11 protein-coding genes and 1 pseudogene are annotated in these 12,248 nt (G+C 64.3%); 5 read left to right on the top strand and 7 right to left on the bottom strand.

Features of this window, described 5'->3' with window-relative positions; translation table 11 throughout:
- Positions 1 to 193 (top strand): annotated as a pseudogene (locus tag HP547_RS20530) (acyl-CoA dehydrogenase); the annotation flags it as partial.
- Here HP547_RS20530 and HP547_RS20525 read toward each other — a convergent pair.
- Positions 177 to 1,199 (bottom strand): formylglycine-generating enzyme family protein, encoded by a 1,023-nt coding sequence (locus HP547_RS20525; protein ID WP_172287285.1) that lies wholly within the window; start codon positions 1,197 to 1,199, stop codon positions 177 to 179. The pseudogene HP547_RS20530 and the gene HP547_RS20525 overlap by 17 nt on opposite strands.
- Complete coding sequence (locus HP547_RS20520; RefSeq protein ID WP_172287284.1) at positions 1,196 to 2,878, bottom strand: arylsulfatase; 1,683 nt, start codon at positions 2,876 to 2,878, stop codon at positions 1,196 to 1,198. Before HP547_RS20520 ends, HP547_RS20525 begins: the two co-directional genes overlap by 4 nt.
- Positions 2,879 to 3,127: 249 nt before the next feature.
- On the opposite strand from HP547_RS20520, the gene HP547_RS20515 reads away from it, so the two are divergent.
- Positions 3,128 to 4,519 carry an alginate export family protein gene (locus HP547_RS20515; RefSeq protein ID WP_172287283.1) on the top strand — a complete coding sequence of 464 codons (1,392 nt, stop codon included), beginning with the start codon at positions 3,128 to 3,130 and terminating at the stop codon, positions 4,517 to 4,519.
- A 34-nt stretch (positions 4,520 to 4,553) separates the two neighbouring features.
- Positions 4,554 to 5,786, top strand: a complete 1,233-nt coding sequence (gene mhpT, locus HP547_RS20510) for a 3-(3-hydroxy-phenyl)propionate transporter MhpT (RefSeq protein WP_172287282.1) — start codon at positions 4,554 to 4,556, stop codon at positions 5,784 to 5,786.
- Between the two features lie 108 nt (positions 5,787 to 5,894).
- On the opposite strand, the gene HP547_RS20505 is transcribed toward mhpT, so the two are convergent.
- Both HP547_RS20505 and HP547_RS20500 read right to left on the bottom strand, forming a co-directional pair.
- A complete protein-coding gene (locus tag HP547_RS20505; RefSeq protein WP_172222071.1) occupies positions 5,895 to 6,902 on the bottom strand; it encodes a 5'-nucleotidase in 1,008 nt (335 codons plus the stop codon).
- A gap of 137 nt (positions 6,903 to 7,039) precedes the next feature.
- The gene (locus HP547_RS20500) at positions 7,040 to 7,960 is read right to left on the bottom strand and encodes a LysR family transcriptional regulator (protein ID WP_172287286.1); all 921 of its coding nucleotides are present in this window, start codon (positions 7,958 to 7,960) and stop codon (positions 7,040 to 7,042) included.
- 95 nt (positions 7,961 to 8,055) lie between these two features.
- On the opposite strand from HP547_RS20500, the gene HP547_RS20495 reads away from it, so the two are divergent.
- Positions 8,056 to 9,237 (top strand): MFS transporter, encoded by a 1,182-nt coding sequence (locus tag HP547_RS20495; protein ID WP_172287281.1) that lies wholly within the window; start codon positions 8,056 to 8,058, stop codon positions 9,235 to 9,237.
- 72 nt (positions 9,238 to 9,309) lie between these two features.
- Here the strand turns inward: HP547_RS20495 and HP547_RS20490 are convergent, their stop codons facing one another.
- Entirely contained in the window at positions 9,310 to 9,933 is a 624-nt protein-coding gene (locus tag HP547_RS20490) for a glutathione S-transferase family protein (RefSeq protein ID WP_172222062.1), read from the bottom strand.
- Between the two features lie 251 nt (positions 9,934 to 10,184).
- Between HP547_RS20490 and HP547_RS20485 the strand changes: the two genes are divergently transcribed.
- Positions 10,185 to 10,922, top strand: coding sequence for a hypothetical protein (locus HP547_RS20485; protein ID WP_172287280.1), 738 nt, complete (start codon positions 10,185 to 10,187; stop codon positions 10,920 to 10,922).
- Positions 10,923 to 11,030: 108 nt separating this feature from the next.
- On the opposite strand, the gene HP547_RS20480 is transcribed toward HP547_RS20485, so the two are convergent.
- Both HP547_RS20480 and HP547_RS20475 read right to left on the bottom strand, forming a co-directional pair.
- The gene (locus HP547_RS20480) at positions 11,031 to 11,573 is read right to left on the bottom strand and encodes a WYL domain-containing protein (RefSeq protein ID WP_172222057.1); all 543 of its coding nucleotides are present in this window, start codon (positions 11,571 to 11,573) and stop codon (positions 11,031 to 11,033) included.
- Positions 11,574 to 11,672: 99 nt separating this feature from the next.
- Positions 11,673 to 12,116, bottom strand: coding sequence for a PaaI family thioesterase (locus HP547_RS20475; protein ID WP_172287279.1), 444 nt, complete (start codon positions 12,114 to 12,116; stop codon positions 11,673 to 11,675).
- Positions 12,117 to 12,248 lie beyond the last annotated feature (132 nt).

The raw sequence follows: 12,248 nt of genomic DNA, 5'->3' as shown, positions 1-12,248 counted from the left end.
CGCCTTGCAAGCCTACGCCTGGGCGCGCACCGCGCGCTGCATCCAGGCACTGCCGCTGGATGCGCCGCAGCGGCTGGAAAAGCAGCAAAGCGTGGGGTTCTTCTTCAACTACCTGCTACCCGATTTCGACCGGCAGGTGGCGGCCGTCGAGGCGGCCGCAGCACCTTTGCCGTACATCAGCGAACCGTCCTGAAGCCCACGTGTGAAGTGGCGATGAACACCGGCTGTGGCTGCCGCGCCGAGGGCCGGTAGCGCATGCAGCGGTCCGCCGAGCACAGGTGCGAGCCACCCTTGATCACCGCCACCTTCACGCCCGGTTCGGCAGGGTCCAGGCTTTGCGCCAGGCTGGGGCCGGGCGGATCCGCTTTGGCGTTGTCTTGCGCGGCATGGCCGGGCCGGTAACCGGTGCGGGTCAGCTCCCAGACATTGCCGCCGGCATCGAACAAACCAAAGCGGTTGGCCGGGAAGCAGCCTACCGGCGAGGTGCCGGTAAAGCCATCGGCAGCCGCGTTGTGGTATGGGAACTGGCCCTGCCAGGTATTGGCCATGAGCTTGCCCTTGGGCAGTTCCGTCGTGCCCCAGCTGAAGTCGGCATCCTGCAGGCCGCCGCGCATGGCGTATTCCAGTTGGGCCTCGGTGGGCAGCTTGCGCCCGGCCCAGCGGGCATAGGCCTGCGCATCCTCCAGCGCCACCTGCACCACCGGGTGGTTGTCCTGCGCTATCACGCTGCTGTCCGGGCCCAGCGGGTGGCGCCAATTTGCCCCGGCCACGAACTGCCAGCCAGGGCTGGGTACATCCGGGCCTTGCTGGAACACCATTGCCCCGGGCACCCGCAGGTGCTCGGGGAGGGTGGGGTCGTCCTCGGTGCTGATGCCCCGTTCGGCATGGGTGAGGTAGCCGGTGGCGGCCACGAAGCGGGCGAACTGCGCGTTGGTGACCGGGTGCACATCGATCCAGAAAGCCGACACCTTCGCCGCATGGGCCGGGCCTTCCTCGTCGTAGTAGCGGTCCGAGCCAAAGCTGAACCCGCCGCCCGGCAGGCGCACCATGCCGTCACGCCAGGCACCTTGCCGTGCGGCTGGCAAGCCGCTGTAGCCGTCGCACAGCAACACCGGTGCCGGGGCCTCGGGCCAGGCACTGTAACCGGCGACGAGCAGGCCGGCGGCGACCAGGGCGCAGCCGGCTACCCGGGCGATCATTGCTTGCCGGCCACGGCCTGGCGGGCCTGTATGGCAGGGCTGGCAGGGCGGCCATCGGCGTCGATGACGATGTTGCTGCGCTGGGCATAGGCCTTCCAGTCCCGCAGCATCTGCGTTACCTGCTCAGGGTGTGCGGCGGCGATGTCGTGGTGTTCGCCGGGGTCGTTGTGCAGGTCATACAGGTGCCAGGCCGGCTGGCCGTCGGTGGCGTCCCACAATAGCTTCATCGGGCCCTTGCGCAGCGAGGCGCTGCCATTGATTTCCCAGCCCAGGGCTTCGTCCTCGGCGTGGATGCGCGTGTCGTTGCCTTGCAGGTAGTTCAGCGCAGAGGTGCCCTGTGGCGGCACGATATCGCGGTCGCGGTACTTGATGCCTGGCATCGGCGCACCGGCCAGTTGTAGCAAGGTCGGCATGATATCCCGGACACTGGCCAGCTGTTCGCTGCGCCCGGGTTTGATGGTTGCCGGGGAATACACGAACGCAGGAACGCGGATGCCGCCCTGGTAGGTGGTCATCTTGTAGCGGCGGCTGGGCAGGGCGCTGACCTGGGCCCAGGCCGAGCCGATCATCAAGAACGAATCGCGGCGGCCGTAGTTGTCCAGGCTGTTGTCGAAGTGTTGTTTGATCCAGTTCGGGTCGACCCGGGTCGCGTTCTCCGGCCCATTGTCGGACATGAACAGGATCAGGGTGTTGTCCAGCTCACCGCTTTTGCGCAGGTGATCGACCAGGCGCCCGACTTCGGCATCCAGCGCCGTTACCATGGCCGCATAAACCTCCATGGTGCGGGCCGACTGCTGCTTCTGCTGTTCACTCAGCGAGGCCCAGGCCGGCACACCCTCCAGTTGCGGCTGCAGGGGGTAGTCTGCCGGTACCAGGCCGGCCTTGCGCTGTCGTTCCAGGCGTTCACGGGCAATGGCCTCGTAGCCTTGGTCGTAGCGGCCGCGGTATTGCGCAAGGTAGGCGTCTGGTGCCTGCAGGGGCCAGTGCGGCGCGGTGTAGGCGGCGAAGGCGAAGAACGGTTTGCCGCTGGCCTTGCCCTCGTCGATGGCGCTGATAAGGCGGTCGGTGAACCAGGTGGTGGAGTAGAAGTCGTCGGGTAGCTCGACAGGCTTGCCGTTGTGCTGGAACGTTGCGCTGTAGTTCGATTGCAGGTCCATGTTGGCCTGCTTGAAGTGCGCGGCGCCGCCTTCCAGCAGCACGTAGGCCTGGTCGAACCCGCGGTTCTGCGGTTGTTGCGCGGGCTGCATGCCCAAGTGCCATTTTCCGGAAATGTAGGTGCGGTAGCCGGCGTCGTGCAGCAGTTCGGCCAAGGTGGCGACATTGCCACCGAGCACGCCTTCATAGCCGGCGCGCACCTCCGAACCTGCGGGCAGGCGCTTGCGTGCTTCGGCCATCATGCCCAGCCCGGCGATGTGCGGGTCATTGCCCGACATCAGCATCGCCCGGGTGGGGGAGCAGCTGGGCGCCGCGTGGAAGTCCAGCATCAGGCGGCCGTCGGCCAGCAGCTTGTCCAGGTTCGGGGTGCGGATTTCGCTGCCCAGCGCCGACAGGTCGGAAAAGCCCAGGTCGTCGGCGACCACAAGCAAAATGTTCGGTTGTTTAACGGTTGGCGCAGCCATGGCCTGGCTGGCGCCGAGCATGAGCAAGCCGAGAGCGGCTAGGGGTTTGAGGCAGTTCATGAAGGTGCTCTTGTTGTTTTAATAGGTGAGTCGTGTCGCGCAGGTTCATAGCAGACGCTGCGCAGGACAGATACTAGCGGTGAATCAGGCTGATTCGCAGCCGTTTGGCTCATTAGCGTTCGATCAGCGAACGTTTAATGGCGCTTGCCCCTTGCGGGCATCAGTTGGCTATTGACGGCAATATGATTAACAAAAATAATCGTTAACAGAGTTATCCAATTTTATAAAAACAAGTAAAGGGAAATTCTGATGACGAGGCCGTTGAACCGGGCGTTGATGCCCGTTGTACTGCTATCGCTGTGCCAGTGTGCGTACGCGGCCAGCCCGCTTGAAGACAGCCGGCCTGGCCGGCCGGGGGCACCGCGCTGGATCGAGGACTATCGCTTTCTGGATGACCCCGCCAAGGTCGACGACCCGTTCGATGGGTTGCGCTACCACCGTTTGTCCGAGTCGGCCTGGCTGCAGCTGGGTGCCGAGGCGCGTTATCGCGCCGATGCAATGAACCGGCCGTTCTTCGGCCTGCGCGGGCTGAAGGACGACTCCTATCTGCTGCAACGGCTGCAGGCACACGCTGACCTGCACTTGTTCGATGATGCTTTGCGCACCTTCGTGCAGGTGGAAAACACCCGCGCCTTCGGCAAGGACCTGTACTCACCCAACGATGAAGGGCGCAATGAACTGCGCCAGGCGTTCGTCGACTTCAACCATGACTTCGCCGATGGCCGCTACACCACACGTGTGGGCCGCCAGGAGATGGCCTTCGGCGACCAGGTGTTCGTTACCTACCGCGACGTGCCGAACATCCGCCTCAGCTTCGATGGCGTGCGTGCCAGCCTCAACCTCAAGGACGGGCGCAAGCTCGATGCCTTTGCCGTGAGGCCGCTGAAAACCGGTGAGGACAGCTGGGATGACGGCAGCAATAACGCCGTGAAGTTCTATGGCCTGTACGGCACCTTGCCGTTGGCGGCCATCTGGAACTTGGACCTGTTCGCCTTCGGCCTGGAAACCGACCAGCGCAGCCTGGCCGGCGAGGCTGGCGACGAGCAGCGCTACACCTACGGCACGCGCCTGTTCGGCCGCTACCAGGCCCTGGACTGGAGCTGGAACCTGGCCGGGCAGGGGGGCCACCTGGGCGGTGCGTCGATCCGCGCCTGGGCGGTGTCGAGCGACAGCGGCTACACCTTCGCCCACCCTTGGCAGCCCCGCCTGGGCATGCGCATCGATGCTGCCAGCGGCGACAGCGACCCAGGCGACGGCAAGGTCGGTACCTTCGACCCGCTGTTTCCACGTAACGGGGTCTACGGCGAAGCCAGCCTGACTACCTTGAGCAACGTCATCGTGGTCGGGCCTACCTTCGGCTTCTCGCCCTGGCCTACGGTTCGCTTCGAGCAGGGCGTGCTCGAGGTCTGGAAGCAGCGCGAAGAAGACGGCGTGTACATGCCCGGCATGAGCATGCTGGCCAACACCCGCGGCACCGGCCGCCATGTGGGCACCATCTATCGTGCCAACAGCCGCTGGCTGGCCACGCCCAACCTGACGCTGGACCTCGACCTCAAGTACTACGACGTGGGCGCTGCCATCAAGGAGGCCGGCGGCGAGGATGCTTCATTCGTCTCCTTGCGCGCCACTTTCAGGCTTTGAATTTCCCGATCCATAACAACAAAAGGGGCCACACATGAGTCACTCTTCCTCATCTTCAAGCAAGCCGGTGCTCACCATCGGCCTGTGTTTTCTGGTGGCGCTGCTGGAGGGCCTGGACCTACAGGCCACCGGTGTTGCTGCACCGCACATGGCCAAGGAGTTCACGCTCACGCCTGGCATGCTCGGCTGGGTGTTCAGTGCCGGGTTGCTCGGGCTGCTGCCGGGCGCGTTCATCGGTGGCTGGCTGGCCGATCGGGTGGGCCGCAAGGTCATCCTGATCGTGGCGGTGCTGTTGTTCGGTGGTTTTTCCCTGGGCACTGCCCATGCCGAAAGCTACAACACGTTGCTGATCGCGCGCCTGATGACCGGGCTGGGCCTGGGTGCGGCTTTGCCGATCCTGATCGCCCTGGCCAGTGAAGCCGCGCCGGACCGTCTTCGCAGCACCGCGGTGAGCCTGACCTATTGTGGTGTGCCTCTGGGCGGGGCCATTGCTTCGGTCATCGGCATGGCCGGGCTGGGCGAAGGTTGGCGGACGGTGTTCTACGTCGGGGGTATCGCGCCGATTGCGATCGCCTTCGTGCTGATGCTGTGGTTGAAGGAGTCCCAGGCATTCCGCGCCCGGCCCGCTGCCAGTGCTGGCGCTGATGGCATGCTGGCGCAGCTGTTCGGGCCAGGGCAGGTCAGCCGCACCCTGTTGCTGTGGGTGGCGTGTTTCTTCACGCTCACCGTGCTGTACATGCTGCTGAACTGGTTGCCGTCGTTGTTGATCGGGCAGGGCTACAGCAGGCCGCAGGCGGGAGCGGTGCAGATCCTCTTCAACCTCGGTGGCGCTGCCGGCTCGTTCCTGACCGGGCGCATGATGGACCGTGGCTACGCCGGCCGGGCGGTGTTCATCGCCTATGCCGGGATGCTGGCGTCGCTGGCGGGGCTGGGGTTGTCGACCGGTTTCGGCTTGATGCTGCTCGCCGGGTTTACTGCGGGCTATTGCGCCATCGGCGGGCAACTGGTGCTGTATGCGCTGGCGCCTACTTTGTACCCGACCCAGGTGCGTGCCACGGGTGTCGGCGCATCGGTGGCGGTAGGGCGGCTAGGTTCCATGGCCGGGCCGTTGGCGGCTGGGCAGATTCTGGCGGCGGGGGCCGGGGTGGGTGGTTTGCTGCTGGCGGCGTCACCTGGCCTGGTGGTGGCGGCCGTGGCAGCGCGGGCTTTGCTGGGGCAGCGCAAGCGCTCTGTCGGGCCAGCGCCGACCGAAAGTATTGCCCGCTAAGACTGGGCTTTGGCGGTGTTCGAGGTTGAACCCGCTCCCACAGGGTACGCGGAGCGCCCGGCATCAGTTCTCTGCGCGACAGCGCGGCCCACCAGGCTGGGCAACCTCCTACAGACAGGGTGCATTCTTTAGCAGGTGAGGTGCGACCGGCGGTTGATCGTGTTCGGGGCAAGGCGCTTGCGGTGAGTGCCGCCTGTTCGCCACCCCAAACGGTACATGCACCATCGGCAGGTCCCCTGCCGGTGACTGCAGGTGGCTGCGCTGATCGTCAAAAAACACATGGGGCTTGAGGATCGACAGCACCCTGGGCTTTTCCATCCCACCCAGGAAGAAGCACTCATCTGGCGACACGCCCCAATCCTTCAGCGTGGTCACCACGCGCTCATGCGAAGGGGCGTTGCGCGCCGTCACGATGGCAATCCGCAGAATCCGCTTGTACGCCGGGTCTTCGGCCAGCTTGCGGTCTTCGAGCATGCGTATCAGCGAAAGCTTGCGGTACAGGTCCGCCAACGGCCCTGGCGTATGCGGGATGCCCTTGTGGACGCGTTCGTGTTCCTGAAAATCATCCAGGTTGTCGTTGCGTTTGAACACGCTCTCGGCCTCGTCGTCGGCAATCACGCCATCGAAGTCGAAGGCCACCCGCAATTCGGTGTCGATCTCGTCATCGTAGATGTGGGTTGGCAACACCCTTCCTGCCGGGTAGTTGGCGTCGATGGCTTTCTGCACATCCTCTTCGTTGGCGCTGAGAAACAGCGAGGCATTGAACGCCGGAATGTATTCGTAGGGCGAGCGGCCCGACATGAACGCTGCGCGGGTGATATCCAGCTGGTAGTGATTGATGGAGCGGAACACCCGCAAACCGGTTTCCGGCGAGTTGCGCGACAGCAGCACCACTTCCACCGGCAACTGCTCGGGGAAGGCCTTGTTGATGCTCAGAAAGCGGCGAATGAACGGGAACGCCACGCCTTTGGGGAACGGCTCGTCAAGGTTCTGCTCCTGATGCTTCCGATAAGCCTCGACGCCTTCGGTCGTGTAGATATCGTCGGAAACGGTGAGGTCGAACAGCGCACTCGAAGCCACGCCGATGACCAGTTTCTGTTCGATGGGGTAGGGCATGCGGAAACTCCTGAAGCTGCGCTGAAGGCAAGTGTACGCGTCGTTCAAGCCGGGCGTGGTGCGCTATCTGTTGGCACGTGAGTATCAGTGTCGCTCATGTTGGGCTAGTTACTCCAATTGACCCGCTACCTGCTTTTTCATTTGTCATGCTCGGTGAATGTCGAGCCATGTTGATGATGCTGCAGCAGAAAATCCACGAACACCCGTACGCGCGCCGGCATCGCCGGGCCGCCGACGAACACCGCATGGATCGGCTCGCGGTCGTCAGGGTTGTACGCTTCCAGCAACGGTACCAGCCGCCCGCTGGCCAGGTCATCGGCCACGGTGAAGGTGCCGATGCGTGCTATGCCGGCGCCAAGCCTGGCCAGCTGCGCCAGGGCTTCGCCGCTGCTGCATTGGATATTGCCCGTCACCTTCAACGAGAACACGTGGCCATCGCGGCGGAACGGCCAGTCGGGTTCGGCGCGGCGGAAGTTGAAGCGCAGGCAGTTGTGCCGGGCCAGGTCTTCGGGCACTACGGGGGTACCACAGCGCTGCAGGTACTCGGGCGAGGCGACGATCGCCTGGCCGGTCTCGCCAAAGGCTCGCGCGGTCAACGAGCTGTCCGGCAGGTGGCCGAAACGCAGCGCCACGTCGGCCTGGCCGCCGAGAATGTCCGCCACTTCGTCGCTCAGGGTCAGGTCGACCAGCACTTGCGGGTAACGCGCGCTGAACGCCGCCAGCAATGGCACCACGGTCAGCCGTGCATGGCCCAGCGCCGCGCTGACCCGCAGGCGCCCGCGTGGCACGCCCTGGTCGGTGATGGCCTGTTCCACTTCGAGCAGGTCGGCCAGCACCCGCCGTGCCCCGCGCAGGTAGGCCTCGCCTTCGGGGGTGAGGGTGAGTGCGCGGGTTGTTCGCAGCAGCAGGCGGGTGCCCAGCCGCTGTTCGGTGCGGGCGATGATGCGGCTGACTGCCGACGGCGTCAGGCCAAGGGCCCGGGCGGCGGCAGACAGGCTGCCTTCTTGCGCCACCCTGGCAAAAATCTCCATTTCTCCCGATCTTCCGCTGAAGTCCATTTGTGCCTCGCAAGCAAAGGTGATTCGCAGCAACACGGTCTAGTGCACTTTAGCCGTGGATCGTAGCATTCGCGGCATAGATAAGGAGCTTTGCCATGCGTATCAATCCCCCCTTGGTCGCGCTCGCCATCGGTGCCTTCGGCATTGGTGTCACCGAGTTCGCCCCCATGGGCATGTTGCCCAATATCGCCACCGACCTTGGCGTCTCCATCCCTGCCGCCGGCCTGCTGGTCAGTGCCTATGCGCTTGGTGTGCTGATTGGTGCACCGTTGATGACCTTGGCCACGGTGAAGATCCCGCGGCGTTACCTGCTGATCGGGCTGATGGCCATTTTCACCCTGGGCAACCTGATGTCGGCGCTGGCCAGCGACTACACCAGCTTGCTGGTCGCCCGGGTGGTCACCTCACTCAACCACGGTGCGTTCTTTGGCATCGGTTCGATTGTCGCGGCCAGTGTGGTTGCGCCGCAGAAGCGTGCCGGGGCCGTTGCGGCGATGTTCATGGGGCTGACCCTGGCCACCATTGGTGGCGTGCCGCTGGCGACCTGGTTTGGTGAAATGCTCGGCTGGCGCACAGCGTTCTGGGGTATCGCCGGGCTGGGCCTGGTGGCGATGACCACGCTGTGGTACGCGCTGCCCAATGTGGCGTTGCCCAGGGGTGACGGGGCCATGGCGGAAATCCGCGTGTTGCTGCGCGGGCCAGTGCTGGCAGCACTGTCGCTGACGGTGGTGGGCTCGAGTGCGATGTTCACGGTGTTCACCTACATCGCGCCGATCCTGCACAGCGAGGCAGCTGCCTCCACCACCTTCATCACGGTAATGCTGGTGTTGTTCGGTATTGGCCTGACCTTGGGCAACATGTGGGGTGGCAAAGCGGCCGACCGTTCTGTCGACCGCACGCTGATGCTGTCGCTGGCCGTGCTGATTGCCGTGTTGCTGGTGTTTCCGCTGGTGATGGACTGGGCGCTGCCCACGGCGCTGGCGGTACTGGTCTGGGGCGCTGCCAGCTTTGCCCTGGTGCCACCGCTGCAGATGCGTGTGATGGAGGCGGCCAAGGATGCGCCCAACCTGGCCTCGGCAGTGAACATTGGTGCGTTCAACCTGGGCAATGCAATTGGCGCGGCGCTGGGTGGGGCAGTGATCAATGCGGGGTTGGGCTACCCGGCGATCTCCCTGGCGGGGGCGGCGATGGCGGCGCTGGGTTTGCTGATGGTGCTGGTGTTTGCCTGGCGTGGGCGGGGGGTGGCTGGTAGCGGGTTGGCCGGTGTTCGCGGGTGAGGGCATAGGCAATCGCGGCAGGGCTGACAGGCGCTGCATATGTTGTGGCAAGCACCTGTCAACCCTCCCTGGTCAAGGTGTACCGTTGCGGCCATGCAGGTGGTAGGCCGGACGTTCGCTCAGGCGCTCGTAATAGTCGCGCACCGCCGGCAACTGGGGGTGCTCAAAGGGCGTTTCGAACCAGCGGTTGACCGCTAGGCCGATAGGGATATCGGCCAGGGTGAACTCGTTGCCCGCCACATAGGCGCCGGTACTGGCCAGCTGGCGGTCGAGAATGTGCATGTAGCGCGACCAGTCGGCGCAGCCGGCGGCGAGTGCCTGCGGGTCCTGGTGGGCGGGCGAATGCCTGACCAGCGACATGAACGCGTAGCTCCAGGAACGGTTCAGGTCCGAGGCCTGCCAGTCGATCCACTGGTCGACCTTGGCCCGCGCCTGCGCCTCGACGGGGTAGAACGCGGTGGCGCCGTAGCGATTGGCCAGGTAGCGGATGATGCTGTTGGATTCCCACAAGGTGAAGTCGCCGTCCTGGATCACCGGGATCATGGCGTTGGGGTTCAGGGCAAGGAACTCGACGCTGTCCGGGCTCTTGAAGCCTATGCCCCAATCTTCGCGCTCGAACGCAACCTCGAATTCGGCGCAGGCCCACAGGACTTTTCGCACATTGATGGAAGAGGCTCTGCCCAGTATGCGTAGCATGGTGTTCGTCCTTGGGTGGGGGAGGTTGATCGTCCGCCACTGTCGGGAGGCGGTCAAGCGGCAGATCGGTTGTCACCAGCCCCTTTACAGTCTTCTTGTGGTCCATTTCCGAAAGTAGGCCTTTTCACCCCATTGGTCATTGTAGTGGGGCAGGCAGCGTCCTACTCTCCGCGTAGGCTTGCCTGGGGGCCGCTAACTTGGCACCCTTGGGCCGGTTGAATTGTCTGTATCACCACAGAAGGATGTTTGCATTGAGCTGGGACAAGGTGGGGAAACTCCTCGTAGCCGCGCTGATTGGCCTGGTAGTGCTGTTGGCCGCCTACGCGATTTTCAGGGGCAACCCGCGCCTGGAGGCGTCACTGACCTATGCCTACCTCACCTACCCCAGCCAGTTCAGCGAGCGGATCAGCAAGGCCAGCGAGCAGCTCAAGTACGAGCAGTTGCAGGGCCGTATCAACAACATTGGCCAAGGCGAGCTGAGCCACGACCAGGTCGAGCGGCTGGTTGAAATGGCCCAGGCACCCTATGCCCAGCTGTTTGCCAAGCCTTTCGAGGCCGGCCTGGTCGACCACCGCACCGGGTTGCTGATCGAACTGCGCAACAGTGGCGACGCGCCGGTACGCGAGGTCAGGATCCGCCTGCCTGCCAAGGGCCTGGTGCAGGTGCGTGATGCCGCTGGCAACGACACCATTGTCGAGGCCGCCACTGCGCAGGTGGACATCCCCGGCATCGAACCTGGCGGGGCGTGCAAGGTTTGGGTGTACTTCGACGCAGACTACTCGCAGATCCGCCAGGGCGGGGTCAGCATCAGCCACGCCAATGGTGTTGCGGATGTGCAGGTGTACCGCGAGTTCACCGGGCTCCCCGCCATGGTCGCCCGTTACAGCCGTGAGCTGCTGATACTGCTGGGCATGTTGACCCTGGGCCTGCTCGGCTTGGCCTACGCCTGTGTGGCGCGCCGTACCCCGCACCAGGCGCGCCGCCTGTAGGCGCAGCCTGTTGCTGCGAGAGGCCAGTAGCAGCGCTACAACTGTTTTGTCTGTACCGGCCTCTTCGCAGCGCAAGGTGCCACCCGAGGGCAATCACTTTGTGAGGGGTCAACCGCCCCCATCATGCAGTGCCAGGCTGTGGCGCAACTGCTCCAGCATGGCCGTGCGCAGCGCCTGCGGGGCCTGCACCCGGATCGAGCCGGCCTGGGACAGCAGCCAGCCCATCAGCGCCCGGTTGTCATTGACAGTGGCGACCAGCGTGGCGCCACCGCCCGCTTGCGCGCTCAGTTGCATGTCCGCGGACAGTGGCTGCGCTTGCAGGCGCCGCGCCAGCCCGTCGTCGACCCAGGCGTGCAGCTGAACCTGCACGGGGGGCGCAAGTACATCGGGTTGCAGCTGCCGCGCTTCGCCCAGGCTCAGGCCTGGCTGCCAATGCCAGCCGTAGGGCATGCCCTTGCTGTTGCATTGCAGCGGGAACAGCGCCGCGAGCTCGACCAGGTCGCGCTCGACGGTGCGTTTGCTGGTGGTGTGGCCCACGGTTGTCAGTGCAGCCTGCAGCTGCGTGGAGCTCATGCCCGGGTGGCGGCCGGGCAACAATTTGAGCAACTGCCACTGGCGGGCGATCGTGTGGCGGGTCGGGTGGCTGGGCAAGAGGGCTCGTCCTTGAGTGCAGGCGCCAAGCTTGCCACTGATGGCTTTTGGCTATTGTGCGAGCATAACCTTTCAGGGGAAGGGATCCAAGTTGTGGCATCAAGCTTCAACGGGGTTGCGTGGCGCCAGGTCAATGATCTTGTAACGAGCGGTCGCGGTTGCCAGGGTTCGGCCCATGCTGTCTTTGAGTTCGCCTCTCGTGTAGCAAGTGTCACCGCACCGTCTCTGCATCTTGCCAATACCGGTAATTCGGCCAGGCGAAGCGGGTCGAAGGAAGCACGTCGCCATTTTTGTCGTCAGGGCGATTTCGTGCTGTTCGAGCAAGGCGTAGATAGCGGGACCCATGCAATCGTCAAGCATGGCGGTCAGCATGCCGCCCTGGATTTTGCCGACCGGCTTCGTCAACGCGCTTGAGGCGTCAAACTCTACGAAAATCTCGCGAGTGCGCTGCTCGTGCTTCACTAGCTTCCAACCAAGCAACTGGGCGACATTGGGCAGCGGGCGCAGCCCTTCCATGGTTTTCCAGAACAAGTTGTTTTTCATGAGGCGCTCCGCCTATGCACAAGCCCGGGCCAGCAGCCCGAACAAAAAGCCCAACCAGCACAGCATCATGGTGACCCAACCGACCATGACTGGGGGTGATCCATTGGTACGACGTTTTACCTGGCTGGTCAC

The sequence above is a fragment of the Pseudomonas sp. CM27 genome, from assembly GCF_013179515.1.
Classification (GTDB): Bacteria; Pseudomonadota; Gammaproteobacteria; order Pseudomonadales; family Pseudomonadaceae; genus Aquipseudomonas.
This window is presented reverse-complemented; position numbering and strand designations above follow the sequence as displayed.